Source organism: Achromobacter deleyi, assembly GCF_013116765.2.
GTDB classification, from domain to species: Bacteria; Pseudomonadota; Gammaproteobacteria; order Burkholderiales; family Burkholderiaceae_B; genus Achromobacter; species Achromobacter deleyi_A.
Genome location: NZ_CP074375.1, coordinates 6,351,911 through 6,375,928, shown reverse-complemented (window position 1 = coordinate 6,375,928; position 24,018 = coordinate 6,351,911). Strand labels below are relative to the sequence as shown.

Sequence of the window (24,018 nt, the reverse complement as noted above, 5' to 3'; positions counted from 1 at the left end):
CTATCCCCTGCCCGATTTCCCGCGGAATTTTTTAGGCGTCGATATGCTCAATCGTCACGCGCGGTTGCTCGCGGAGACGATCGCCACACTGCCCCTGCATCTGTACAAGAGGGAGGGGCGGGAAGCGGTGGACGCGACCGACCTGGATCTGTACGCACGCCTGCGCCACCAGCCCAATGCAGATATGACTGCGGTGCAGTTCTGGGAGGTGCTGGTCGCATGTCTGCTGTTGTGGGGTAACTCCTTCGCCGAAAAGCGGATGAGCAAGGGCCGGATCGTTGCGATTGATCTGCTGTTCCCCTGGCGCATGCAGGTCCGCCGACTGCATGACGGATCTATCGAGTAACCGACGCTTCGCACAGGACGCCCAGGTCTGGTTCGGCCGCGAGATCGTCACGCTGCGCAACGAGAAATACAACGCCAGCGCGATCCAGGTCTGGCGCCGCCGGCAGTACATCAAAGGCCCCAGCGGCGCGCCCTGCTCGCTGGAACTGAAGCGCAAGCTTCTGGACGAATGGAAGCAACCCGGCGATGTGATGGTCTTCGGCTACACGATGGAGGAAGCCGACCGCCTGGACGATTTCCGCGAACGCAACCCAGACCGGCCTGTGCTGGCGCCGCTCATCGAGCGCGGGCTGGGCAAAGCGGACTGCAAAGCCATGATCGAGCGCGCCGGCATCCAGTTGCCCTACATGTATCGCCTCTGCTACGACAACGCCAACTGCATCGGCTGCCCGAAAGGTGGTGAAGGCTACTGGAGAGCCATCCGAGAGGACTTCCCCGAGCATTTTGAGGCGGTGTGCGCCCTACAGGATGAAATCGGCCCTGGGTCGTGGTTCCTGCGCTACCGGTCCGGGCCCCGGATCAATGAGCGATTTCCCCTGCGCGAACTGCCCGCAGGCGAGGCGCGCCGCAACGAATCCCTGCCGTCTTGCTCGTTCTTCTGCGAGGCGGCCGAACTGGAGTACACAGCATGAGCCAGAACAGCGCCGCCCATGACCTCGGCACCAGCAGCGGAGGCCGCGCCTACATCGCGGGATACTTCGCCACGCAGCTTGGCCGGCACGACTTCACGCGGTACATCAACGACAGGCTCGCGGCCGACTTCGCCTGCGTCCTAGCGCGGCACCTGTCCAAGCTGCGCGCGGAGGGCGTGCAGGCGGGCGCCACGGTGGAAACTGTGACCGATGCGCTGGCAGCTTTCGAGGCATGGAACGCAAGGACGAAACAGGGCTACGACTTGACCCGCGCGTACTCGGGCAAGCTGTCCACCTACGAAAGCGACCTGACCGAGCATGCGTGGCGCGGATACTGCCACGCCGCCCTGGCAAGCACCCCCGTAGCCAAGCCGAAGCGTGCGCCGCTCGATGACTGGCGCGTCCAGGCCATCGCCGACTGCCTGGAAGCGGAGTGGGATGAAATATCCCCGGACCTGGCCGAAGCCAACGCGCGGATCATCGTGGACTACCTTTATCGAATACGAAAAGGAATCCGACCGGATCGAAGCCAAGCACGCCGCCGAACCCGTTCATCCTATCGTGCAGGCGGTTCGTAACCTTCGGACAGGCGCCCCTGTAGCCGGGGAATCCGTATGCAAGGGATCCATGGCCCTGGGCTCCGGCTGCGGCGCATGCGAACGCTGCAAGGCAGAGCTGCACGCGGGAAGCGCCCCTGCAGCCGGGGCAGCGTTGATCGACCCACAAACGCTGCAATGGGCCGAGAAACACGACCTGCAATGGGCGCTTGGACACCTTGACGCCTTCCGGGGGGTGATCGCGGATGCGACTTGTCTTGCCTCGCCCCAGGCCAGCGAGGCGGTGCGCGTGATCGGCATAGACCTCGGCGCCGATGGAATCGCGGACGTTCGCAATGCGGCGCTGGAGGAAGCGGCATTGGTCTTGGTCAGGATGGACGCGAAGCCGCGCCAAATTGATGCTCTAGTTCGTGCCGTTGGACTCATTCGCGCCCTCAAGTCTCAGAGCGCCGCCCTGTCCGCGCAACCGGCAGAAGAACCGGCAACTTCCATGCCCTCTCCCGCAGCCAGCTCGCGCCAGACGGGCGGCTCGGAGCGCGTGGAAACCGGCAATGACGACGGAGGGTCGCATGAGTGACCAATGCAAATGTTCATTCACGATTCGCATGACCGGGGACGGCTGCCGGTATTGCCAGCCGCAGACGTACATCGACACCCTCGAAATGTGCGCCAATGACAACGTGGAAATGATCGAGCGGCTGGGGAGCCGCGCAACCGGCCTCGAAGCCGCTCGCACAGCGTACGCCAGCGAGTTCCCGGCGGACGAGAACGGCGATCCGGATGTTGGCAGCATTCACGCCAACATCCGGAAGCTGAAAGGCGAAGCGGCCGAGTGCCAAAAGGCCCTGGCCGCCCTGGTCGCGGAATGCGCCCGCGCCAATGCCCAGGCGGCACGAGAGGTACAGCGTACGTTCATCTATCCCAACGTCTTGGAGGATGCCCGCCGCGCGCTGGCGGCAGGCACCCGGGAGGGCCAGGCATGCTAACGTCCCGCCTTTCCCACTCACGCCAGGCACAGCCCCGCCGCTGGCCGTCTCCGCCCGATGGACGAACCGAAGAAGCCGCGCCGCCGCAAGAAGGATCCGGACACGCTGTATTGCTCGTTCTGCCACAAGTCCCAGCACGAGGTAAGCAAGCTGATCGCCGGCCCAAAGGTTCTGATCTGCGACGAATGCATCGAACTGTGCAACGAGATCATCGCCGAGGATGCGTTCAGCGTGGCGGAACGGCGCGGCACGCTGGCGGCGTACATCCTGCACCAGGAGCAGCAGGTCACGGAGATCCAGGAGCGCATCACCAAGGCCGCTCGCGCGCTGGGGGCATCATTCGCGCCTGGTGGCGAAACGCGCCACTGAGTGGCCTTCCGCAGACGCCGCAGGTCCAAGACAAAGGCGCAGGTCGAACGATTTTCTGCAGGCCGACCAGAAAAGTGCAGGTGGTGCAGGAGGGGCGCCCATGACCAAGCTCGTCTACAACATCGGCGAGCTCAAGGAGGTAATCGGCTTGGCGAAGTGGACCGTTTACGACCTTATCAAGAAAGGCGAGTTTCCCCGCCCTATCCAGCTGAGCGCTGGCCGCGTCGGATGGCGCGCAGCGGACCTCCAGCGGCGGATTGAAGAGCGTCCCACTACTGCCGAGACGCCCGATACCTGAAAGGCTATGCCCGCCCAAGAAAAAGGCCCCCAAGTGCTAAGCACTGGGGGCCTTTTTGCAGGTGGTCCACATTTCGGTCCACCTTTGGGATTTTCTTGCACTGCGGAAATCCGAAGACCCGCATGGATATTGGTCGGGGCGGTGGGATTCGAACTCACGACCCTCTGCTCCCAAAGCAGATGCGCTACCAGGCTGCGCTACGCCCCGAAGGGTGGCAACTATACCAGAATCCGGGCCCTTCGGGCTGCTCCCGCTCCTTCGGGACGCCGCGGCCGCCCGGTCCGGAAATCCACTGATTGACACCTATATAGTTCAAGCCTAAATTAATTACGACTTCCGGAGCAGTGCTGGACAGCCCCGGGACGGGTGGCGGTCTTGCCGTTTGCCTGTAAAAAAACACTCATCGGGAAACACATGGCAAACGCATCCTCTCCATCCGCCTGGACCACGCCGGCGCGGACCACCTATACCGTGCTGTTCGTCTGCTGGCTGGCCATTCTGTTCGAAGGCTATGACGTCGGCGTGATGGGTGCCGTCCTGCCGGCGCTGGCCGACGACAAGAACTGGAACTTGTCCTCGATAGAACTCGGATTGCTGGGCAGCTACGCGCTGGCGGGCATGTTCGTCGGCTCCTTCGTCGTGGGCACGCTGAGCGACCTGCTCGGCCGCCGGCGCATGCTGCTGGCCTGCGTCACCCTGTTCTCGCTGACGATGATCGGCGCGGCCTGGGCGCCCACGCCTAACTGGTTCGGCGCGTTCCGCTTCATTGGGGGCCTGGGGCTGGGTGGCCTGATTCCGGTGGCGGCGGCGCTGACCATCGAGTATTCCCCGCCGGCCAAGCGCGGCTTCAACTATGGCGTGATGTACTCGGGCTATTCGCTCGGCATCCTGTGCTCCGCCGCGGTGGCCATGGTTCTGCTCAGCCAGTTCGGCTGGCGGGCGGTGATCGCGGTGGGCGCCCTGCCCCTGCTGCTGGTGCCGGTCCTGGCGCGGCTGCTGCCCGAGTCGCTGGAGTACCTGCTGTCCAAGGGCGATGAGGCCGGCGCGCGGGCGCAGGCGCAACGCCTGGGCATCACCTCCCTGGAATCATTCCGGCCGCGCGAGGTCACCGGCGAGAAGGCGACCTGGCGCGACGTGATGGCCGCGGTGTTCGCGCCGCGCCACCTGCGCGCCACCCTGTGCTTCTGGGGCGCCTTGTTCCTGGGCCTGATGCTGGTGTATGGCCTGAGCACCTGGCTGCCGCAGATCATGCGCAAGAATGGCCATGACCTGGGGTCCAGCCTTTCCTTCCTGCTGGTATTCAGCCTGGCGTCCGCCATCGGCGGGCTCGTGCTGGGGCAGTTCGCCGACAAGACCGAACCGCGCAAAATCGTGGCGCTGTTCTATCTGGCTGGCGGGGTGGGAATCTATTGCCTCACCTTCAATAGCCCGCTGGCGGTGAACTATCTGTGGGTGGCGCTGGCCGGCGTGGGCAGCATTTCCTCGTCGCTGATCCTGACGGGCTATCTGACCGGCTACTACCCGGCGCATGCACGCGGCGCCGCGGCGGGCTGGGCGCTGTCGTTTGCCCGCATCGGTGCGATGAGCGGCCCCATCGTCGGCGGCTATCTGGCCAGCCTGAAACTGCCGCTGGCCTGGAACTTCATTGCGTTCTCGTGCGCGGCGGTGCTGGCGGCGATCTTCGTTCTGCTGATTCCGGGCCGTTACGCGGGCAACCCCAAGCCGGCATCCGAGCCGGACGCCACGCCGGCCCTGCAGCGGCCCTGACATGAAAAACGGCGCGCCACCAGGGCGCGCCGTTTACGGAACCGCGGACGATCCGGCAACGATCAGCCGAAGCGGCCCGTGATGTAGTCTTCGGTTTCCTTGCGCGAAGGCTTCACGAAGATCTGGTCGGTCTGGCCAAACTCCATCAGCTCGCCCAGGTACATGTAGGCGGTGTAGTCCGAGCAGCGCGCGGCCTGCTGCATGTTGTGCGTCACGATCACGACGGTGTAGTCGTTCTTCAGTTCAGCGATCAGTTCTTCGATCTTGGCGGTGGAGATCGGATCCAGCGCCGAGCAAGGCTCGTCCAGCAGCAGCACTTCCGGCTTGATGGCCACGCCGCGCGCGATGCACAGGCGCTGTTGCTGGCCGCCCGACAGGCTGTTGCCGCTCTGGTGCAGCTTGTCCTTCACTTCGTTCCACAGCGCCGCCTTGCTCAGCGCCCACTCCACGCGCTCGTCCATTTCGCCCTTGGACAGGCGTTCGAACAGACGCACGCCGAAGGCGATGTTGTCGTAGATGCTCATGGGGAAAGGCGTGGGCTTCTGGAACACCATGCCGACCTTGGCGCGGATCAGCGAGATGTCGGTCTTGGCCGTCAGGAGGTTCTCGCCGTCCAGGATGATCTCGCCCTCGGCGCGCTGGCCGGGGTACAGCTCGAACATGCGGTTGAACGTGCGCAGCAGCGTCGACTTGCCGCAGCCCGACGGGCCGATGAAGGCAGTGACCTTCTTCTCCTGGATCGACATGTTCACATTGCGGATCGCATGGAACTTGCCGTAGTAGAAGTTCAGGTTCTTGACCTCGATCTTGTTCTTGACGGCGGTAGCGGTATTTTCCATTTGGTTTCCCTTGGCTCCGGCGCGCCCAGCGCGCCGGCAAAGCGATCTTTACTTGCGGAACATGTTGCGGGCAATGATGTTGATGCCCAGCACCAGCAGCGTAATCAGCGTGGCCCCGGCCCAGGCCAGGTTGTTCCAGTCCTTGAACGGGCTGGCGGCGTATTGGTAGATCACGACCGGCAGGTTGGCCATCGGGCCATTCATGTTCCACGACATGAACTGGTTGGACAGGGCGGTGAACAGCAGCGGCGCGGTCTCGCCGGAAATCCGGGCGATGGCCAGCAGCACGCCGGTGATGATGCCGGACTTGGCGGCGCGATAGCACACCAGGGTGATCATGCGCCACTTGGGGCATCCCAGCGCCGCGGTAGCTTCGCGCAGGCTGTTGGGCACCAGCAGCAGCATGTTGTCGGTCGTGCGCACCACCACCGGGATCACCAGGATGGACAGCGCGATCGCGCCGGCCCAGCCGGAGTAATGTCCCACCTGCGCCACATACACGGCGTAGATGAACAGGCCGATGATGATGGAAGGTGCCGACAGCAGCACGTCGTTCAGGAAGCGCGTGGCCGGCGCCAGCCAGCCGCGCTGGCCGTATTCGGCCAGGTAGGTGCCGGCCAGGATGCCGACCGGCGTGCCGATCAGCGTGCCCACGCCCGCCATCATCACACTGCCGATGATGGCGTTGATCAGGCCGCCGGCCTGGCCCGGCGGCGGCGTGATTTCGGTGAAGAGCGTGTACGACAGCGCCGGCGCGCCCTTCGCCAGCAGCGTGAGGATGATCCAGAACAGCCAGAACAGGCCGAACACCAGCGTTCCCATCGACACGGCGAGCATGACGCGGTTGACCGCGCGGCGCCGGCGATAGATGCCGTTCTGCATATTGAGTACTGATTCAGCCATGGTCTTTTCCTTGTGCTCCGGGCGCGTCAGGTTTTCTTGCCTTCGCCGGCGGACAGGCGAACCAGCAGCATCTTGGCAAAGGCCAGCACAATCGTCGTGATCAGGAACAGGATCAGGCCCAGTTCCAGCAACGCCGCCTTCTGTATGCCGCCTGCCTCATTGAATTCATTGGCGAGCGCGGAGGCGATCGAGTTGCCCGGCGAAAACAGCGAGCCGGACCACTTGAACGCGTTGCCGATCACGAAGGTCACGGCCATGGTCTCGCCCAGGGCGCGGCCCAGGCCGAGCATGATGCCGCCGATAACGCCCGACTTGGTGAACGGCAGGACCACGCGCCACATCACTTCCCAAGTCGTGCTGCCCAGGCCGTAGGCCGATTCCTTGAGCATCGCCGGCACCAGTTCGAACACGTCGCGCATGACGGCCGCGATGAACGGGATGATCATGATCGACAGGATCAGGCCCGCGGTGAAGATGCCGATGCCGAACGGCGGCCCCGCGAAGAGCCCCCCGATGACGGGCAGGCTGCCCAGGGTCGCGATCAGGTAGGGCTGCACATACTGCTGGAATACGGGCACGAAGACGAACAGACCCCACATGCCATAGATGATGGACGGGATGGCCGCCAGCATTTCGATCGCGGTGCCCAAGGGGCGACGCAGCCAGGTCGGCGACAGCTCGGTCAGGAAGATGGCGATGCCGAAAGACACCGGCACCGCGATGATCAGCGCGATCGCCGAAGTCAGCAGGGTGCCGATGATCGGCACCACGGCGCCGTAGTTCGAATTGACGGGGTCCCAATCATTGAGCCAGAGGAACGACAGGCCATATTTGGCCAGCGACTCGCGGCTGCCGTAGATCAGGGAGACAAGAATCGCCGCCAGCAAAATGAACACCAGGAAGGCGAACAGGCGGGTCAGATTCTTGAACAGCGCATCCATCAGCGCGTTTTTGGTTTGCTTCATAGGCGAAGGCGTGCCGGTAGTCACGGAGTCCGCCCCGCTGGGCGGAAGCGGCACACTATTATCCATTACCGCGCTCATGGATGGACTTTCCTTAGGAAACCTGGGGGGGAAAACAGGAGGATCATGCTGCGGGCGGCGGCCCCGACGCCCGCTATCGGGCGTCGGGGCCGCACTATCCAGCCTTACTTCCAGACGGGCGCGCCGTCGGCGGACTTCACTTCGCCCCAGGCCGCGCGGATTTCCTTGGTCACGGCTTCCGGCAGCGGCACGTAGTCCATGGCTTCAGCCGACTTGGCGCCGTTCTTGAACGTCCAGTCGAAGAATTCCAGGACAGCCTTGCCCTGAGCCGGCTTGTCTTGCGACTTGTGGATCAGGATGAAGGTGGCGGCGGTGACGGGCCAGGAATCGGCGCCCGGCTCGTCGGTCAGGACCACGCCCATGCCCGGCGCGCTCTTCCAGTCGGCGTTGGCGGCCGCGGCGGCGAATGCCTTCTGCTCGGGCTGGACGAACTTGCCGTCCTTGTTCTGCAGCTGCGTCCAGGCCAGCTTGTTCTGCTTGGCGTAGGCGTATTCGACGTAGCCGATCGAGTTCTTCAGCTGGCCAACGTAGGCGGCGACGCCTTCGTTACCCTTGCCGCCCTGGCCGGTGGGCCACTTGACGGCCTTGCCTTCGCCAACCTGCGCCTTCCATTCCGGCGACACCTTGGACAGGTAGTTCGTCCAGCCGAAGGTGGTGCCCGAGCCGTCCGAACGGTGCACGACGATGATGTCGGCCGCAGGCAGCTTGACGTCGGGGTTCAGCGCCTTGATGGCGGCGTCGTCCCACTTCTTGATCTTGCCCAGGAAGATGTCGCCCAGGACTTTGCCCGAGAGCTTCAGCTTGCCCGGCTCGACGCCGTCGATGTTCACGACGGCCACGGTGCCGCCGATCACGGCGGGGAACTGCAGCAGGCCGTTCTTTTCCAGGTCGGCTGCCTTCATCGGATCATCCGAGGCGCCGAAGTCGACGGTCTTGGCGATGATCTGCTGCTGGCCGCCGCCCGAACCGATGGACTGGTAGTTCACCGCGTTGTTGGTCGCGGCCTTGTAGTCGGACGCCCACTTGGCGTAGATGGGGTACGGGAACGATGCGCCGGCGCCGGTGACATTGGCAGCCTGGACGGCAAACACGGCGGCGCTCAGCGCGACGCCCAGGGAAACTTGCTTGAAGACACGTTTGAACATCTGGGTTCCTTCTGTGCTCGTTAGAGGAGTCTTGGCAGGCTTTGGTTACTGCCTGTCTTTCAGCGACCCTCGCATCTTAGAAGCCCAACGTGACAGGATAGTGACAGTCACATACGGTTCATGCGACAGCTCGAATTCCCCTGAAAACACGCCGGCCGCCCCGTGAATCCTGGGCGGCCGGTGTATTTGGGGACAAACCCCTTTATGACAATGGAGGGCTACACCCCCAGTTTCTGCATCAGAACCTGGTGCAGGTTGAAGGGTTCGCGGCGGCTCTTGACGCGGGCATAGTCGCCGTCCTGCTGCTGCTGCCACGCCAGCTGGTTGTCGCGCAGCGCATAGGTGAAGGCCTCGTCGATCACGCGCTTCTTCAGCGTCTTGTCGTAGATGGGGAAGGCGATCTCCACGCGGCGGAAGAAATTGCGGTCCATCCAGTCGGCCGACGACAGGTACACGGTCTCTTCGCCGTCCGCATAGAAATAGAAGACGCGCGAATGCTCCAGGAACCGGCCGACGATGGAGCGCACGCGGATATTCTCCGACAGGCCGGGCACGCCGGCGCGCAGCGCGCAAACGCCGCGCACGATCAGGTCGATCTTCACTCCCGCCTGGCCGGCCTTGTAGAGTTCTTCGATGATCTGCTCTTCCAGCAGCGAATTCATCTTGGCCATGATGCGAGAGCGCTTGCCCGCCTTGGCGGCCCGCGCCTCCGCGCGGATCAGCGCCACCATGCCTTCATGCATGGTGAACGGGGACTGCATCAGCGCCTTGAGAGAGCGGCGGGCGCCCAGCCCGGTCAGCTGCGCAAACACCTTGTCCATGTCTTCGCACAGCTTCGGATCCGCGGTCAGCAGCCCGAAATCGGTATACAGGCGCGCCGTGCGCGGATGATAGTTGCCGGTGCCCAGGTGAGCGTAGCGGCGCAGGCGCCCTTTTTCGCGGCGCAGCACCACCGCCATCTTGGCGTGCGTCTTATGCGCCACTACGCCGTAGACGACGTGCGCGCCCACTTCTTCCAGCTTGGAGGCCCAGTTGATGTTGGTCTGCTCGTCAAAGCGCGCCATCAGTTCCACCACCACCGTCACTTCCTTGCCGGCGCGCGCGGCCGCCAGCAGGATCTTCATCAGCTCGGAGTCCTCGCCGGTGCGGTAGATGGTCTGCTTGATGGCCATCACGTCCGGATCCAGCGCGGCGGCGGTCAGGAAGTCGATAACGGGCTGGAACGACTGGTAGGGATGATGCAGCAGGCGGTCCCGCTCGGCCACCGCCTCGAACAGGTCGGCCGGCTTGTCGCCCACCCGATCGAACGGCGCCGGCACGGGAGCGCGGTAGTCGGGAAACAGCAGGTCCGGCCGCGCCGCCGAGTTGCAGAGCTGCATCAGCCGCGACAGGTTCACCGGCCCGGGCACCCGGTAGGTGTCGTCGGACTTGAGCGAGAACTCGCGCTGCAGGAAGGTTTCCAGTTCGACGGGCGTCAGCTTGTCGATCTCAAGGCGCACGGCGGCGCCGAAATTGCGCTGGGACAGCTCGCCTTGCAGCGCATGGCGCAAATTCGTGACTTCTTCCTCGTCCACGAACAGATCACTGTTGCGCGTGACCCGCCACTGGTAGCAACCCAGCATTTCCAGCCCAGGGAACAGCTCGCCCACGAAGGCGCGCAACAAGGAGGTCAGCAGGATGTAGCCCTCCGGCTGGCCGGAGAGCTCCTGCGGCATCTTGATCAGGCGCGGCAGGGCGCGAGGCGCCTGCACGATGGCAATCGATGCCTGGCGGCCGAAGGCGTCGGCCCCCGACAGCGACACAATGAAGTTCAGGCTCTTGTTGTAGACGCGGGGGAACGGGTGCGCCGGATCCAGCCCGATCGGAGTCAGGAGGGGCATCACATCGCGGTGGAACACATCACGCGCCCACTCCTGCTGCTGCGGGTTCCATTCGGACGCGTGGTGCAGCGCGATGCCCTCCGCGTGCATGGCCGGCAGAATCTCGTCATTGAGCAGGTTGTACTGGCGCCCCACCAGTTCATGCACCGCCTGCTGGACGCTGTCGAACGCCTGGTCCGGCGTCTTGCCGTCCGGCCCGATCAGGTTGGGCGACTGGCGCTGCTGCTCTTTCAGACTGGATATCCGGATCTCGAAGAACTCATCCAGGTTGGAACTGACGATGCACACGTAGCGCAGCCGCTCAAGCAGGGGCGTCTTCGGGTTCTCCGCCATCGCCAGCACACGTTCGTTGAATTTGAGCAGCGACAACTCGCGATTCAGGAGCAAGGGCTCGCCATGCGGGCGTGTGGTCATACCGGATTCCATACGAAGGGAGAGCGTGGAGTTTTACTGCAAAATAGTGACGGTTCTATGACAGCGCCAAAACCGTAGCGTACGCCAAATACGGGACGTATGGCGCAACGCCGTGATCCTCCCAAGCCCCTGTTCCATAAGCGAAAACCCGCAGCGAGGAGCGCTGTCACATGGGGTCTCTATAATCAGACCACCTCTCAGCCAATATTACGAGCCGCATGGATCAACTTCTGGCCGCGGTGGACCTCGGGTCCAACAGCTTTCGCCTCTCCATCGGACGCATCGTTCAACAGGACGGTACGCCCCAGATCTATCAGATTGACCGCCTCAAGGAAACCGTCCGGCTTGCCGCCGGGCTCGACGCAGAGAAACGACTTGGCGACGACGCCATCGACCGGGCCATTGCCGTCCTGGAGCGCTTCGGCGACCGGCTGCGCAGTTTCCATCCCAACCGGGTCCGCGCGGTCGCCACCAACACTTTCCGAGTCGCCCGCAATACCCGCGACTTCCTGCCCCGGGCCGAGGCCGCGCTGGGCTTTCCCATCGAAGTCATCGCCGGCCGCGAAGAAGCCCGCCTGATTTTCTCGGGCGTGGTCCACACCCTGCCCCCGTCGCCCAACAAGCGGCTGGTCATCGACATCGGCGGCGGATCGACTGAAGTCATCATTGGCAAAGGGCATGAGCCCGGCCTGATGTCCTCGTTGTACATGGGCTGCGTCAGCTACAGCCGCCAGTTCTTCTCGGATGGCGTGGTGGATGCCCATCAGATGAAGCAGGCCGAGCTCGCCGCCCGCCGCGAAATCGAAGTCATCGCCAAGCAGTACCGGAAGATGGGCTGGAAGGAAGCCTATGGCTCTTCCGGCACCGCCAAGGCGCTCTTTGCCATCCTGACCGAAAGCCGCTTCTCCGACCGGGGCATCACGCGAGCGGGCCTGGCCAAGCTGAAGGACCGCATCATCCGCTCCGGCCGTGTCATCCCGTCCGAATTGCCCGGCATCAAGATCGAGCGATCCGACGTGCTGCCCGGCGGCCTGGCCATCATGAGCGCGCTCTTCGACGAGCTGGGCATCGACGTCATGCATACGGGCGACGGCGCCCTGCGCCTGGGCGTGCTGTATGACCTGCTGGGCCGCGACGACGAACATGACAAGCGCGACGAATCCGTGCGCCAGTTCATGAAGCGTTATCACGTGGATCTGAACCAGGCCCGCCGCGTGCGCCACGCGGCGCTGAGCCTGTTCGACGCCATGGTCGCCGACGGCCCGGAACGCGCCGAGCTGCGGCCCGCGCTGGGCTGGGCAGCCGACCTGCACGAAGTGGGCCTGTCCATCGCCCACAACGCGTATCACAAGCACACGGCCTACGTGCTGGAAAACGCCGACATGCCTGGCTTCTCGCGCGCGGACCAGCAATTGCTGGCGCTGCTGGCGCTGGGCCACCAGGGCAAGCTGGGCAAGCTGGAACCGCTGGCGCGCAGCCGCGCGCAATGGAAGGCCATTCTCAGCCTGCGCCTGGCTGTGCTGCTGTTTCGCCGCCGCGGCGAGATCGAACCGCTGCCGCTTACCGCGTCGGTGCGCGAGAACTCCATCGTCGTGCGCGTCAACCGCGAATGGCTGGCCCAGCATCCCCTCAGCGACTTCACGCTGCGCGCCGAAGAGGCGGAATGGAACAAGGTGGGATTTTCGTTCGAACTGCTGGAGTTCTGACGAGACAAGGCGGACGAGGGGTCTAGCGCCCTCGCCCGCCCGGGATGCCTAGAACGGCGACAGATCGGTTTCGCGCTCGAGCTGCTTGAGCTCCATGCGCAACGGCCTCGTGGCCCGCCGTATTAATCTGATCGTCATCCGGCGGAGCAGTCGGCGCATGATGTTCAGCGCTGACCGTTGACGGCGGCCGGCTGGTCCAGGCCGAAATGGCGGCGGTAGCGCTCGTCCATGCGGTCCATCTTCAGCAGCACCGGGAAGTCGGCGGCATTGAAGTCGGGGTCCCATGCGGGCTCGCCACAGACCTTTGCGCCCAGCTTCAGGTAGCCCTTGATCAGCGGCGGAACCCGCGCCGGCAAGGCGCTGTTGAGCTTTTCCACGGGGTAGCGGTGCAGCGGCGTCACGCGCGGCTCGTTGCCCTGGGGCAGATGCCTCGAGACGGTGCGCCACACTTCCGCGGCGGTGACGCCGTCATCGCGCAGGCTCACGCTGGCGCAGCCCAGCACATACTCGTAGCCGCCGCGGCGCAGGTACTCCGCCAGCCCGGACCACAGCAGCATGATGGCCGCCCCGCCGCGGTAGTCGGCATGCGTGCAGGAACGGCCGACCTCCACGAGTTCGTCGCGGATGGAGCCCAGGCCGGACAGGTCGAACTCGGACTGCGAGTAATAGCCACCCGCTTCCCGCGCTTTTTCCGGGGTCAGGATCCGGTAGGTGCCGACGACGCGGTCCGTATCGATTTCGCGGACCATCAGGTGCTCACAGTACGGGTCGAAGCGATCGTGCTCGATGCCGTCCTGGGCATCAGGGAACACCACGCCCATGTCTTCTGTGAAGACGTCATAGCGCAGGCGTTGAATCTGCTCGATTTCTTCAGCCGTGCGCGCCAGCCCCACCGCGAGCACCTTGGGGGCGGCCCCCGTCCACGGTTCAGCGGCATTACGGCTCGGGTTGATGCGTGCTAGTTCCAGCATTGCGCGAAGCTCCTAGAGAGTCCAGCCAGTGTGGACGCCCTGTATGTCAAAGACTTGACCAATATGTTACGTGACTATGAAGTTTAGTTCGGGGCAGATAGGTTCACTTTGCACCCTTTACGACAAATATTTTCAAAACAATACAATACATATCAAAACAAAGGCCACGCGCCGAGTCACGACGCGTGGCCTTCATATTAAATCGAAAACCCAGGGTTTACCCCAGGCTGGCCGCAAGCTTTTCAGCAGAAGTGGTGGCAAGGACCTCGTCTTCGGCTTCAACCATCAGCCGCAGCTTGGGTTCGGTGCCGGAAGCCCGGATGAGAATCCGGCCACGGCCGTCCAGTTCGGCTTCCACAGCCTGACGCGCGGCGGTCAGGCCGGCGTGCGTCTTCCAGTCCTGTCCCGGCGTCAGCGGCACGTTGATCATCGTCTGGGGGTACATGCGCAAGTCGCTTACCCAGCCGGCCAGCGGCACCGAATTACGACGCAGCGCGGTCAGGACCTGCAACGCGGCAACGATGCCGTCGCCGGTCGAATGGCAGTCCAGGCACAGCAGGTGGCCCGAGCTCTCGCCGCCGTACAGCCAGCCGCGCGACTGCATCTGCTCCAGCACGTAGCGGTCGCCCACGTTGGCGCGCTCGAAGCCCACACCCAGGCGCTTCATTTCGCGCTCGAAACCGAAGTTGGTCATGAGCGTACCCACGACGCCGTCGACCTTGCCGCGCTGCATGCGCTCGCGCACGATGGCATACATGAGTTCGTCGCCGTTGTAGATGCGACCCTCTCCGTCCACCATCTGCAGGCGGTCGGCGTCGCCGTCCAGCGCGATGCCCAGCTGCGCCCCGCGAGCCTTCACTTCCTTGGCCAGCAGCTCGGGATGCAGCGCGCCCACGCCCTTGTTGATGTTGAAGCCGTCCGGGTGCACGCCGATCGCATGCACCTCGGCGCCCAATTCGCGGAACACGTGCGGCGCGATGTTGTAGGCGGCGCCGTGAGCGGCGTCCACCACGATCGTCATGCCGTTCAGGTCCAGATCGTTGGGGAACGTGCTCTTGCAGAATTCGATGTAGCGGCCCTGGGCATCGCCCATGCGGCGCGCCCGGCCCAGTCCTTCCGAGCTGACGCAACCCAGCGGCTCGTCCAGCGCGGCCTCGATGTCGGCCTCGATATCGTCGGGCAACTTCATGCCCTGGGCCGAGAAGAACTTGATGCCGTTGTCCTGATAGGGATTGTGCGAGGCGCTGATCACAATGCCCGCCACCAGGCGCAGGGCCCGGGTCAGGTAGGCCACGGCGGGCGTGGGGATCGGACCGGCCAGCAGCACGTCGATGCCGGCCGCCGACAAGCCGGCTTCCAGGGCGGACTCCAGCATGTAGCCCGAGATCCGGGTGTCCTTGCCGATCACGACCTGCGGGCGGCTGGCGCCGCGCACGGCGTGCTCGCGCGCCAGCACGCGGCCCGCCGCATAACCCAGGCGCAGGGCGAATTCGGCGTTGATCACCGGACCGCCAACTTCACCGCGCACTCCATCGGTACCGAAATACTTGCGTCGAATCATGAACTGATAACTCCTTGTTCGGCCGCCTGCCATACCTTAAGCGCATCCAACGTAGCGGCAACATCGTGCACGCGCACGATGGAAGCGCCACGCGCCACGCAGGCAAGGGCGGCGGCAATGCTGCCGGGCAACCTGTCGCCGACGGGCCGGCCTGTGGCCTGGCCGATCATGGTTTTACGCGACAAGCCGATCAGCAATGGATAACCGGTGCTGCGCAAGCTGGACAGCCTGCGCAGCAATTGAAAGTTCTGGTCGCCGGTCTTGCCAAAGCCGAAGCCCGGGTCAAGCACTATACGGCGAGGATCGATCCAGGCCGCGCGCAGCTTCTGCGCGCGAGCCCCCAGGAATAGTCCGATTTCACCGATCAGGTCGGTGTACTCGGGCGGCGCGGCCTGCATGGTGCGCGGTTCGCCCTTCATATGCATCACGCACAAACCACAGCGCGATTGAGTCACTGCCTCGATCGCGCCCGGCTGCCTGAAGCCATAGATATCGTTGATCATATCCGCGCCGGCGTCCAGCGTGGCGCGCATGACTTCCGGCTTGAAGGTGTCGATCGACAGCGGAACGCCGCAATCGCGCAACGCCTCCACCACCGGCAAGAGCCGGGCCAGTTCGTCCGCCACGGATACGGGATCGGCCCCCGGCCGCGTGGACTCGCCGCCCAGATCCAGGATATGGGCGCCTTCCTTGATCAACTGGCGCGCATGCGCCACCGCGGAATCGGTATCGTCGTGTTGGCCGCCGTCGGAAAAGGAATCCGGCGTGACATTGACGATGCCCATGACAAGCGGGCGCTCGAGATCAAACTCGAAGCGCCCGCAAAGAAAGTTATTTGCCATAAACCAGAACGAAGTACCTCAGACCGCGGCTGCCGTGCTGCCGCCTGTGGCCAGGCCGGTCGGCGGCGTGTCGGACGTATCCGACGGACCTTGCGGCGTCTTCGGGGGACGCGGGGGGCGGCCCTCGATGATGTCGTTGATCTGGTCGGCGTCGATGGTTTCCCATTCCAGCAGCGCGGCGGTCATCACTTCGACCTTGTCGCGATTGTCTTCCAGGATCTTGCGCGCGACGCCGTACTGCTCGTCGATGATGCGGCGGATCTCGGTGTCCACCTTCTGCATGGTGGCTTCGGACATGTGGGTCGTCTTGGTGACGCTGCGGCCCAGGAAGACTTCGCCTTCGTTTTCAGCGTAGACCATGGGGCCCAGTTCGTCGGTCATGCCGTAGCGCGTGACGATGTCGCGGGCGATGGCGGTGGCGCGTTCGAAGTCATTCGAGGCGCCCGTCGTCATCTGGTCCATGAACAGTTCTTCGGCGATGCGGCCGCCAAACAGCACGGCGATGGTGGACAGCAGACGGCCCTTGTCCATGCTGTAGCGGTCGGTTTCCGGCAGCTGCATCGTCACGCCCAGCGCACGGCCGCGCGGGATGATGGTGACCTTGTGGACCGGGTCGGTCTTGGGCAGCAGGCGTGCGACGATCGCGTGGCCGGATTCGTGGTACGCGGTGTTCTTGCGTTCCTCTTCGGGCATGACGATCGAACGGCGCTCGGCGCCCATGATGATCTTGTCCTTGGCCTTTTCGAAGTCGGACATATCCACCGTGCGGCCATTGCGGCGGGCGGCGAACAGCGCGGCTTCGTTGACCAGGTTGGCCAGGTCGGCGCCGGAGAAGCCCGGGCAGCCGCGCGCCAGGATGGTCGCGTCGACGTTGGGCGACAGCGGAACCTTGCGCATGTGGACCTTCAGGATCTGTTCGCGGCCGCGGATATCAGGCAGCGGCACCACGACCTGGCGGTCAAAACGGCCCGGACGCAGCAGCGCCGGATCCAGCACGTCGGGACGGTTGGTCGCGGCGATCACGATCACGCCCTGGCCGGATTCGAAGCCGTCCATTTCCACCAGCATCTGGTTCAGCGTCTGTTCGCGTTCGTCGTTGCCGCCACCCAGGCCGGCGCCACGCTGACGGCCCACCGCATCGATTTCGTCGATGAAGATGATGCAGGGAGCGTGCTTCTTGGCGTTCTCGAACATGTCGCGGACACGGGCCGCACCCACGCCGACGAACATTTCAACGAAGTCCGAACCGGAGATGCTGAAGAAAGGAACCTTGGCTTCGCCCGCGATGGCCTTGGCCAGCAGCGTCTTGCCGGTACCGGGCGAGCCGACCATCAGCACGCCGCGGGGGATACGGCCGCCAAGCTTCTGGAACTTGCTGGGGTCGCGCAGGAAATCGACCAGTTCCTGGACGTCTTCCTTGGCTTCATCGCAGCCGGCGACGTCAGCGAACGTGATCTGGTTGGTGTTTTCGTCGAGCATCCGGGCGCGCGACTTGCCAAAGCTGAACGCGCCGCCTCTGCCGCCGCCCTGCATCTGGCGCATGAAGAACACCCAGACGCCGATCAGCAGCAGCATGGGGAACCACGACACGAAGATGCTCATCAGCAGCGACTGCTCTTCACGCGGCTTGCCCGAAACCTGCACCCCGAACTTCAGCAGATCGGAGACCATCCAGAGGTCGCCGGGAGAAGTCAGCGTGTAGGCGCGGCCCGCGTCGGGGGTGACGTACAGCACATCGCCTTGAACGTCGACCTTGCGGATACGTCCCGCCTTGGCGTCGTCCATGAACTGCGTGTAGGTCACGCCGTCCTGGGTCTGAGCGCGTCCGTCGAACTGTTTGAAGACGGTGAACAGCACCAGGGCTATCACCATCCAGACAGCGACTTTGGAAAATGAATTATTCAAGGTCGATCTCCTGCTTTCGATTCCGACCGGCGACTGCGCACCCGCGTATGGCACAGTCACAAGTATGTCAATAGCCCATTCTACCCTGTCGGACCGAGTTGCGTCCTGGCAGCCGTGGGGCCCATTTAATTACATTTGATTCTTGAGTTTTCTGGTCGTTGTCTCGGCAGGCCGGTGGTTTTTTTCCGGGTCCCGGGCAACATGCCCTGGACGGGGGGTTACTTCAGATCGCGCGCCACCAGAAAGGTTTCAGAGGATTTATCCCGAGATGCCTTCGGCTTGCGTTCGACCACCCGCTTGAAGCGCTGCTTGAAGGACTGCACGATCTGCGAAAAGCCGCTGCCGTGGAAGGCCTTGACGATCAGCGCCCCATTGGGCTTCAAATGGGCGCAGGAGAATTCCATCGCCAATTCGCACACATGCTGGATGCGCGCGGAGTCGGCAATACCCACGCCTGACAAGTTGGGGGCCATGTCGGAAATAACAAGGTCCACCGCGCGCGATCCGACCATGTCTTCTAATTGTTTCAGAACGTCATCGTCGCGGAAGTCGCCCTGGATGAATTCGACACCCGCGACGGGTTCCATCGGAAGCAGGTCCAGCGCGATAATGCGTCCATCCACGACCCCGCCAGGCCCCGCCAGGCGCTCGCGCGCCACTTGGGACCAACTGCCGGGCGCCGAGCCCAGGTCGATGACCAGGTCTCCTCGGCGCATCAGCTTTTCGGTGTCCAGGATCTCGATCAGCTTGAAAGCGGCGCGGGCGCGATAGCCCTTCTGTTGCGCCAGCTTCACATAGGGATCGTTGATGTGCTGGTGAATCCAGTCTTTAGAGAATTTATTCTTGGCCATTACCGTACAATTCCACGCATGCCTATATTAGAACTTACCTCTCGTGAGCGCAGCGACCTTCGGTCCGCCGCTCACCCTCTGCGCCCCGTCGTCCTGATTGGCGACAATGGCCTGACTGAAGCCGTGCTCAAGGAAATTGACCTTGCACTGTCTTCGCACGGCCTCATCAAGGTCCGTGCCGGCGGCGACGACCGCGAAGCTCGCGATGCCATGCTGTCCACCATCTGCGACACGCTATCCTGCGCCCCCGTGCACCACCTGGGCAAGACCCTGATTCTTTTCCGCCCGCTGGCTGGCAACGTCAAGCCCGCCGCCCTGGCATCGATGGAGCCCGAGCGTCCGGCAAAGCGCCGCACCTCCGAGCCCTACACGCCCAAGAAGCTGGCCGCCGAAGGCAAGTCCTTGTCCAAGCGCCCGCGCCGCAGCGAATCCGAAGAGCCCAAGCCGGCGAAGACGCGTTACGTGCCCCAGGACGAGCTCAACAAGAACGGCAAACCCATGCGTCCCAGCAACAAGCGCGCAACCTCGGGCGGTCACGGCATTCCCCGCCGCGCCGGCAGCGCGCTCAGCCTGCGGGCCGGAGCACGCAGCGGCACCAGCCGCAAGACGTCGAAAAGGTAAGGCCGGGCACAAAAACGGGCGCTTTACGCGCCCGGTCCACCATAGCGATCCGCAATGTACCGCGGAATTCAGACGAACGCAGGGTTCGGGCTATGGTGTTTTGACAGTTTTACCGCTTGAGACGTTTGCGTCAGATGTAACGCACGCCCAGGACTTCATATTCGCGAACGCCAGCCGGGGCCTTGACCTCGACTACATCGCCTTCGCTCTTGCCGATCAACGCGCGCGCCACGGGGCTGGACACGGAAATCAGGTTCGACTTGATATCGGCTTCGACGTCGCCGACGATCTGGTACGTCACACGATCGCCCGAATCCAGGTCCTCGATGTCGACGGTGGCGCCAAACACGGCGCGGCCTTCGGCTTCCAGGGAGGAAGGGTCGATCAGGTGGGCATTGGAAAGCGTGCCTTCAAGTTCAGCAATCCGGCCCTCGATAAAACCTTGGCGCTCGCGAGCGGCGTCGTATTCGGCATTTTCCGACAGATCACCCTGCGCGCGCGCCTCAGCGATGGCGTTAATCACGGCAGGACGTTCCACGGTTTTCAGCCGCTGGAGCTCTTCTTGCAAGCGCTCGGCCCCGCGCACGGTCAAAGGAATGGCAGACATGTCGTTTCCCAAACAAAAGTAGAAAAACGCCCCGAAGGAGCGTTCTCGGTGAAGGTCGTAACACTGGCGCGCGCTTGCCGTCGGTGTGCTTGAACAAATGACGGGCGGCGCGGACGACCAAAACAAAACCCCGGCTCGGGTCGGAACCGGGGCAATCAAGGTCATATTGTGGTCAAAGTCCGCGGGAATTGCAAGCCACCGGAGAAAACGCCCTTTTCGACGCATTTCGCCGCTGTAACCCGCTAAAACCCGTCATTTCGTCAAGAATCCAAAAGAATGGAACGGACTTGGCGCCGCCGCGGGGTCTGGAGCCTCATCTTTTCCGCTCGCATTGCGTTGCGGAAAAGATACTCCTCGATAGGCTATTCAATTCCTCAGCGGGTCGGCCGCCTTATTCCGGCGGCGCAGCAGCGCGTACAGGATGATGGCGCCGAAGGTGGCGGTACCGATGCCACCCAGCGTGAAGTTGCCCAGCTTGACGGTGAAGTCGCCCGCGCCCAGCACCAGCGTGACGGCGGCCACGATGAGGTTGCGGTTGTCGCTGAAATCCACCTGGTTGACCACCCAGATGCGGGCCCCGGCGATGGCGATCAGGCCGAACACCACGACCGACATGCCGCCCAGAACGGGCGCCGGGATCGTCTGGATCAGCGCGCCGAACTTGGGCGAAAAGCCCAGGACGATGGCGATCAGCGCTGCCACGACAAAGACCAGCGTGGAGTAGATGCGGGTGACTGCCATCACGCCGATGTTCTCGGCGTAGGTCGTGACGCCGGTGCCGCCCACGGCGCCCGAGACCATCGTGGCCACGCCGTCGCCAACGAAGGCGCGGCCCAGGTAGCGGTCCAGATCCTGCCCGGTCATGGCGCTGACGGCTTTCACGTGGCCCAGGTTTTCGGCCACCAGGATGATGGCGACCGGCACGATCAGGCCCATGGCCTCGGCCTTGAACACCGGCGCGGCGAATTGCGGCAGACCGATCCATGCGGCCGCCGAGACGGCCGAGAAATCAATGGGCTTGCCCAGGCCCATGCCATTGGCCAGGACCGCGTACACCACGCAGGCCAGGATCAGGCCCACCAGGATCAGCAGGCGCTGCACCATCCCCCGGGTGTAGACGGCAATCCCGCCCACGCACACGATAGTGACCATCGCCATGACACTGTCGAAGCCCGAGGCGCCCATTGCGCCCTTGGCCGCGATGGGCGCAAGGTTCAGCCCGATCACGGCGACCACCGCACCCGTCACGACGGGCGGCATGAGCGTGTCGATCCAGTTGGCGCCGCCCCCGGCGCGCGCATTGACGATCCAGACAACCACGCCGATCAGCGTATAGGCCAGGCCGCAGGCAATGATGGCGCCCAGCGCCACGCCGATATTGGCGTTGGCGCCTCCGCCGGCATAGCCGGTCACGGCGATCACCCCGCCGATGAAGGCGAAGCTGGAGCCCAGATAGCTGGGCACACGTCCGCCCACGAACAGAAAGAAGATCAGCGTGCCGATGCCTGACATCAGGATGGCGACGTTCGGGTCAAAGCCCATGAGCAACGGAGCCAGGACGGTGGAGCCGAACATCGCGACCACGTGCTGGGCGCCCATGGCCACGTTCTTGGGCCAGGACAGCCTTTCGTCGGGCGCGATGATGACGCCGGGCTCGGCGTCATCCGCCAGGCGCCAGCGCGGAAAATAGGAATTGGACATGGATTCCCCGGGGATTGATACGAACAATGGTTTCAGACTGCGAGCGGGCGCCAGTGTAAAGGGGGCCATGAACAGGCGGCAATGTTTAAGTTTCCCGGCGGAATTGCCGTATTAGGAGAAACCCCGTAATCCATCGAGGCAACAGGAGCAATCATGGCGATCAATTCCATCAGCGGCACCTCCCGTATCGGCAGCCTGGCCGACCTGTGGGCCGAGAAGATCCAAGCCAGCAAGGAAGCCAAGAACGCCGCGGGCCAAGACGCAACCTCGCTGACCGCGGACGGCAAAGTCCGCATCAACAACCCCGCCGGCATGAAAGTGGCCGACACGCAGGCCGCCGAAGAGACGGACAACGACGACGAATACACCCGTCAGATCAAGGAACTGCAGAAGCAGCTCAAGCGGATCATGGACCAGATCGCCAAGGTCAAGGCCAGCGGCATGTCGGCTGAAATGAAGGCGCAGCAAGTGCTGGCGCTCAATGCCCAGGCGGTGCAGATTCAAGGCCAGATCGCGCAGGTGATGGCTCAGCAGGCCCGGGCCGGGCAAGGCGGCGGCGTATCCGCGACCGCGTGATGCGCGCGCAGGGGCGCCCGGCTCGAGGCGCCCGCACTGATGACGCGCATCAAAATTTCTGATTGGACGCTTAACAGGTCACCCGGTACTGTCTCCAGACAAATCTAAAACCACGGAGACAAACCATGCACGCAATGCGCACAGCCCTTGCAGGGGCGCTGCTGGCCGTCTGCACGACGCCCGCCCTGGCCGGCACCGTCACGGTGATCACGTCGTTCCCCAAGGATCTGACCCAGGCCTACAAGGCTGCGTTCGAGAAAGCCAACCCTGGCATCACGCTGGAAATCCTGAACAAGAACACCGTGTCCGGTATTGCCTTCGTGCGCGAGACCCCCGCCGGCCAGCGGCCCGAGGTGTTCTGGGCCAGCGCTCCCGACGCCTTCGAGGTGCTGGGCCGCGACAAGCTGCTGGCCAAGTCGTCCGACATAGCGAACAAGAACGTGCCGGACAAGATCGGCAACTACCCCATCAACGACCCTGGCGGCATGTACCTGGGCCAGGCGCTCGCCGGCTACGGCATTGTCTACAACACGCGCTACATTGCGGCGCACAAGATTCCGGCCCCGGTGGAATGGAAGGACCTGCTGTCGCCGAAATGGTTTGGCCACGTGGGCATCACCTCGCCGTCGCGCTCGGGCACGATGCACCTGACCGTCGAGACCATCCTGCAAGGCGAAGGCTGGGACGATGGCTGGCGCACGCTCTTGCGCATGTCCGGCAACAGCAGCGCCGTCACCGAGCGCTCCTTCGGGGTGCCCGACGGCGTGAACAACGGCCAGTTCGGCGCCGGTCCGGTCATCGATTTCTTCGGACTGTCCAGCAAGTATTCCAAGTTCCCCGTTGAATTCGTCTACCCCTCCGAAACCGCCATCGTGCCGGCCAACATCGCGCTGATCGAGGGCGCGAAGAATACCGAGGAAGGCAAGAAGTTCATCGCCTTCACGCTGAGCCAGGCCGGCCAGGAGCTGCTGCTGGAGCCCAAGATCTCGCGCCTGCCGGTGCTGCCGTACTCGGCGCTGGCCGGCAAGATTCCGCCGGGCTATCCCGACCCGGCCGAAATCGCCAAGCGCAGCAAGGTCCAGTTCGACGCCGATCTTTCCCAGACGCGCTACTACGTCGTGCAGTCGCTGTACGACCAGACGGTCACGTTCCGTCTGAAGGAATTGCAGGCCGCCACCAAGGCCATCTACGACGCCGAAGCCAAGCTGGGCGACAAGGCCAAGAGCGGCCCTGCCGCGGAACTGCTGGATCAGGCGCGCAAGCTGGCCTGGGCGCCGCTCATCGATGGCAAGAAGGCAGCGGACCCGGCGTTCCTGGCGATCTTTGCCGGCAACAAGAAGGACGCCGCCGTGAACCAGCAGATCACGCAGCTGGAAGGCGAGTGGAATGGCCGCGCGCGCGCCAACTACGAAGAAGCCGTAAAGCTGGCCAAGCAGGCCTCGGCGCTCTAAACGGCAAGACGCGCGGGACGGGGGCGGCCCAGACCCGCCCGCCGCCGT

General features: G+C 63.8%; 23 protein-coding genes, 1 tRNA gene and 1 pseudogene. 12 read left to right on the top strand and 13 right to left on the bottom strand.

The genetic code is table 11. The features are described from left to right. Positions 1-43 precede the first annotated feature (43 nt). The 7 genes and pseudogenes from HLG70_RS28995 to HLG70_RS28965 all read left to right on the top strand — a co-directional run bounded on the left by HLG70_RS28995 (position 44) and on the right by HLG70_RS28965 (position 3,187). Entirely contained in the window at positions 44-346 is a 303-nt protein-coding gene (locus HLG70_RS28995; protein WP_171668011.1) for a phage portal protein, read from the top strand. After that, on the top strand, positions 327-977 hold the full coding sequence (locus tag HLG70_RS28990; RefSeq protein WP_234103284.1) for a hypothetical protein: 651 nt from the start codon (positions 327-329) through the stop codon (positions 975-977). The genes HLG70_RS28995 and HLG70_RS28990 overlap by 20 nt, the downstream gene beginning before the upstream one ends. After that, positions 974-1,555: a hypothetical protein gene (locus HLG70_RS28985; RefSeq protein WP_171668010.1), complete on the top strand. Its 582-nt coding sequence runs from the start codon at positions 974-976 to the stop codon at positions 1,553-1,555. Before HLG70_RS28990 ends, HLG70_RS28985 begins: the two co-directional genes overlap by 4 nt. A gap of 49 nt (positions 1,556-1,604) precedes the next feature. Next, positions 1,605-2,111 carry a hypothetical protein gene (locus HLG70_RS28980; RefSeq protein WP_171668009.1) on the top strand — a complete coding sequence of 169 codons (507 nt, stop codon included), beginning with the start codon at positions 1,605-1,607 and terminating at the stop codon, positions 2,109-2,111. Next, the gene (locus HLG70_RS28975; protein ID WP_171667972.1) at positions 2,104-2,520 is read left to right on the top strand and encodes a hypothetical protein; all 417 of its coding nucleotides are present in this window, start codon (positions 2,104-2,106) and stop codon (positions 2,518-2,520) included. Before HLG70_RS28980 ends, HLG70_RS28975 begins: the two co-directional genes overlap by 8 nt. A gap of 57 nt (positions 2,521-2,577) precedes the next feature. Beyond that, positions 2,578-2,740, top strand: a pseudogene (locus HLG70_RS29610) (ClpX C4-type zinc finger protein); the annotation flags it as partial. A 249-nt stretch (positions 2,741-2,989) separates the two neighbouring features. Beyond that, on the top strand, positions 2,990-3,187 hold the full coding sequence (locus HLG70_RS28965) for a helix-turn-helix transcriptional regulator (protein ID WP_171668007.1): 198 nt from the start codon (positions 2,990-2,992) through the stop codon (positions 3,185-3,187). Positions 3,188-3,317: 130 nt separating this feature from the next. On the opposite strand, the gene HLG70_RS28960 is transcribed toward HLG70_RS28965, so the two are convergent. After that, positions 3,318-3,394 (bottom strand) — tRNA-Pro (locus HLG70_RS28960). A 207-nt stretch (positions 3,395-3,601) separates the two neighbouring features. Between HLG70_RS28960 and HLG70_RS28955 the strand changes: the two genes are divergently transcribed. Further along, positions 3,602-4,954 carry an MFS transporter gene (locus tag HLG70_RS28955; protein WP_171668006.1) on the top strand — a complete coding sequence of 451 codons (1,353 nt, stop codon included), beginning with the start codon at positions 3,602-3,604 and terminating at the stop codon, positions 4,952-4,954. 62 nt (positions 4,955-5,016) lie between these two features. Here HLG70_RS28955 and pstB read toward each other — a convergent pair whose 3' ends face one another. The 5 genes from pstB to ppk1 form a co-directional block, all read right to left on the bottom strand. After that, entirely contained in the window at positions 5,017-5,793 is a 777-nt protein-coding gene (gene pstB, locus HLG70_RS28950) for a phosphate ABC transporter ATP-binding protein PstB (RefSeq protein WP_006221056.1), read from the bottom strand. Positions 5,794-5,841: 48 nt separating this feature from the next. Beyond that, a complete protein-coding gene (gene pstA / locus HLG70_RS28945; RefSeq protein WP_171668005.1) occupies positions 5,842-6,696 on the bottom strand; it encodes a phosphate ABC transporter permease PstA in 855 nt (284 codons plus the stop codon). 26 nt (positions 6,697-6,722) lie between these two features. Continuing rightward, positions 6,723-7,739, bottom strand: a complete 1,017-nt coding sequence (pstC, locus tag HLG70_RS28940; protein ID WP_171668004.1) for a phosphate ABC transporter permease subunit PstC — start codon at positions 7,737-7,739, stop codon at positions 6,723-6,725. Between the two features lie 104 nt (positions 7,740-7,843). Continuing rightward, entirely contained in the window at positions 7,844-8,884 is a 1,041-nt protein-coding gene (gene pstS / locus HLG70_RS28935; RefSeq protein WP_171668003.1) for a phosphate ABC transporter substrate-binding protein PstS, read from the bottom strand. Between the two features lie 218 nt (positions 8,885-9,102). Beyond that, positions 9,103-11,178: a polyphosphate kinase 1 gene (gene ppk1, locus HLG70_RS28930; protein WP_171668002.1), complete on the bottom strand. Its 2,076-nt coding sequence runs from the start codon at positions 11,176-11,178 to the stop codon at positions 9,103-9,105. A gap of 218 nt (positions 11,179-11,396) precedes the next feature. On the opposite strand from ppk1, the gene ppx reads away from it, so the two are divergent. Beyond that, the gene (ppx, locus tag HLG70_RS28925) at positions 11,397-12,884 is read left to right on the top strand and encodes an exopolyphosphatase (protein ID WP_171668001.1); all 1,488 of its coding nucleotides are present in this window, start codon (positions 11,397-11,399) and stop codon (positions 12,882-12,884) included. A gap of 164 nt (positions 12,885-13,048) precedes the next feature. Here the strand turns inward: ppx and HLG70_RS28920 are convergent, their stop codons facing one another. From HLG70_RS28920 to HLG70_RS28900, 5 genes are all read right to left on the bottom strand, one after another. Beyond that, positions 13,049-13,855, bottom strand: coding sequence for a GNAT family N-acetyltransferase (locus tag HLG70_RS28920; protein ID WP_171668000.1), 807 nt, complete (start codon positions 13,853-13,855; stop codon positions 13,049-13,051). 217 nt (positions 13,856-14,072) lie between these two features. Continuing rightward, the gene (glmM, locus tag HLG70_RS28915) at positions 14,073-15,416 is read right to left on the bottom strand and encodes a phosphoglucosamine mutase (RefSeq protein ID WP_171667999.1); all 1,344 of its coding nucleotides are present in this window, start codon (positions 15,414-15,416) and stop codon (positions 14,073-14,075) included. Continuing rightward, on the bottom strand, positions 15,413-16,258 hold the full coding sequence (gene folP, locus HLG70_RS28910) for a dihydropteroate synthase (RefSeq protein WP_171667998.1): 846 nt from the start codon (positions 16,256-16,258) through the stop codon (positions 15,413-15,415). Before folP ends, glmM begins: the two co-directional genes overlap by 4 nt. An 18-nt stretch (positions 16,259-16,276) precedes the next feature. Continuing rightward, complete coding sequence (gene ftsH / locus HLG70_RS28905; protein ID WP_171667997.1) at positions 16,277-18,163, bottom strand: ATP-dependent zinc metalloprotease FtsH; 1,887 nt, start codon at positions 18,161-18,163, stop codon at positions 16,277-16,279. Positions 18,164-18,381: 218 nt separating this feature from the next. Further along, positions 18,382-19,014 carry an RlmE family RNA methyltransferase gene (locus HLG70_RS28900; protein WP_171667996.1) on the bottom strand — a complete coding sequence of 211 codons (633 nt, stop codon included), beginning with the start codon at positions 19,012-19,014 and terminating at the stop codon, positions 18,382-18,384. An 18-nt stretch (positions 19,015-19,032) separates the two neighbouring features. Here HLG70_RS28900 and HLG70_RS28895 point away from each other — a divergent pair, with 18 nt between their 5' ends. Further along, positions 19,033-19,635 (top strand): YhbY family RNA-binding protein, encoded by a 603-nt coding sequence (locus HLG70_RS28895; RefSeq protein WP_171667995.1) that lies wholly within the window; start codon positions 19,033-19,035, stop codon positions 19,633-19,635. A 130-nt stretch (positions 19,636-19,765) separates the two neighbouring features. Here the strand turns inward: HLG70_RS28895 and greA are convergent, their stop codons facing one another. Next, positions 19,766-20,242 carry a transcription elongation factor GreA gene (greA, locus tag HLG70_RS28890; RefSeq protein ID WP_025139566.1) on the bottom strand — a complete coding sequence of 159 codons (477 nt, stop codon included), beginning with the start codon at positions 20,240-20,242 and terminating at the stop codon, positions 19,766-19,768. Positions 20,243-20,608: 366 nt separating this feature from the next. Beyond that, on the bottom strand, positions 20,609-21,943 hold the full coding sequence (locus HLG70_RS28885; protein ID WP_171667994.1) for a solute carrier family 23 protein: 1,335 nt from the start codon (positions 21,941-21,943) through the stop codon (positions 20,609-20,611). Positions 21,944-22,096: 153 nt separating this feature from the next. Here HLG70_RS28885 and HLG70_RS28880 point away from each other — a divergent pair, with 153 nt between their 5' ends. Then, the gene (locus tag HLG70_RS28880) at positions 22,097-22,519 is read left to right on the top strand and encodes a FlxA-like family protein (RefSeq protein WP_171667993.1); all 423 of its coding nucleotides are present in this window, start codon (positions 22,097-22,099) and stop codon (positions 22,517-22,519) included. Positions 22,520-22,644: 125 nt separating this feature from the next. Continuing rightward, complete coding sequence (locus HLG70_RS28875) at positions 22,645-23,970, top strand: ABC transporter substrate-binding protein (RefSeq protein WP_171667992.1); 1,326 nt, start codon at positions 22,645-22,647, stop codon at positions 23,968-23,970. Positions 23,971-24,018 lie beyond the last annotated feature (48 nt).

Excerpts from the sequence above, each read along its gene's own strand:
- pstB (WP_006221056.1), bottom strand. The coding sequence starts at position 5,793 with ATGGAAAATACCGCTACCGCCGTCAAGAACAAGATCGAGGTCAAGAAC.
- HLG70_RS28990 (WP_234103284.1), top strand. The coding sequence starts at position 327 with ATGACGGATCTATCGAGTAACCGACGCTTCGCACAGGACGCCCAGGTC.
- folP (WP_171667998.1), bottom strand. The coding sequence starts at position 16,258 with ATGGCAAATAACTTTCTTTGCGGGCGCTTCGAGTTTGATCTCGAGCGC.
- pstC (WP_171668004.1), bottom strand. The coding sequence starts at position 7,739 with ATGAGCGCGGTAATGGATAATAGTGTGCCGCTTCCGCCCAGCGGGGCG.
- HLG70_RS28995 (WP_171668011.1), top strand. The coding sequence starts at position 44 with ATGCTCAATCGTCACGCGCGGTTGCTCGCGGAGACGATCGCCACACTG.
- greA (WP_025139566.1), bottom strand. The coding sequence starts at position 20,242 with ATGTCTGCCATTCCTTTGACCGTGCGCGGGGCCGAGCGCTTGCAAGAA.
- glmM (WP_171667999.1), bottom strand. The coding sequence starts at position 15,416 with ATGATTCGACGCAAGTATTTCGGTACCGATGGAGTGCGCGGTGAAGTT.
- HLG70_RS28880 (WP_171667993.1), top strand. The coding sequence starts at position 22,097 with ATGGCGATCAATTCCATCAGCGGCACCTCCCGTATCGGCAGCCTGGCC.
- pstA (WP_171668005.1), bottom strand. The coding sequence starts at position 6,696 with ATGGCTGAATCAGTACTCAATATGCAGAACGGCATCTATCGCCGGCGC.
- ppk1 (WP_171668002.1), bottom strand. The coding sequence starts at position 11,178 with ATGACCACACGCCCGCATGGCGAGCCCTTGCTCCTGAATCGCGAGTTG.
- HLG70_RS28900 (WP_171667996.1), bottom strand. The coding sequence starts at position 19,014 with ATGGCCAAGAATAAATTCTCTAAAGACTGGATTCACCAGCACATCAAC.
- HLG70_RS28885 (WP_171667994.1), bottom strand. The coding sequence starts at position 21,943 with ATGTCCAATTCCTATTTTCCGCGCTGGCGCCTGGCGGATGACGCCGAG.
- HLG70_RS28895 (WP_171667995.1), top strand. The coding sequence starts at position 19,033 with ATGCCTATATTAGAACTTACCTCTCGTGAGCGCAGCGACCTTCGGTCC.
- HLG70_RS28965 (WP_171668007.1), top strand. The coding sequence starts at position 2,990 with ATGACCAAGCTCGTCTACAACATCGGCGAGCTCAAGGAGGTAATCGGC.
- HLG70_RS28975 (WP_171667972.1), top strand. The coding sequence starts at position 2,104 with ATGAGTGACCAATGCAAATGTTCATTCACGATTCGCATGACCGGGGAC.
- HLG70_RS28980 (WP_171668009.1), top strand. The coding sequence starts at position 1,605 with ATGGCCCTGGGCTCCGGCTGCGGCGCATGCGAACGCTGCAAGGCAGAG.
- HLG70_RS28955 (WP_171668006.1), top strand. The coding sequence starts at position 3,602 with ATGGCAAACGCATCCTCTCCATCCGCCTGGACCACGCCGGCGCGGACC.
- ppx (WP_171668001.1), top strand. The coding sequence starts at position 11,397 with ATGGATCAACTTCTGGCCGCGGTGGACCTCGGGTCCAACAGCTTTCGC.
- pstS (WP_171668003.1), bottom strand. The coding sequence starts at position 8,884 with ATGTTCAAACGTGTCTTCAAGCAAGTTTCCCTGGGCGTCGCGCTGAGC.
- HLG70_RS28875 (WP_171667992.1), top strand. The coding sequence starts at position 22,645 with ATGCACGCAATGCGCACAGCCCTTGCAGGGGCGCTGCTGGCCGTCTGC.
- HLG70_RS28985 (WP_171668010.1), top strand. The coding sequence starts at position 974 with ATGAGCCAGAACAGCGCCGCCCATGACCTCGGCACCAGCAGCGGAGGC.
- HLG70_RS28920 (WP_171668000.1), bottom strand. The coding sequence starts at position 13,855 with ATGCTGGAACTAGCACGCATCAACCCGAGCCGTAATGCCGCTGAACCG.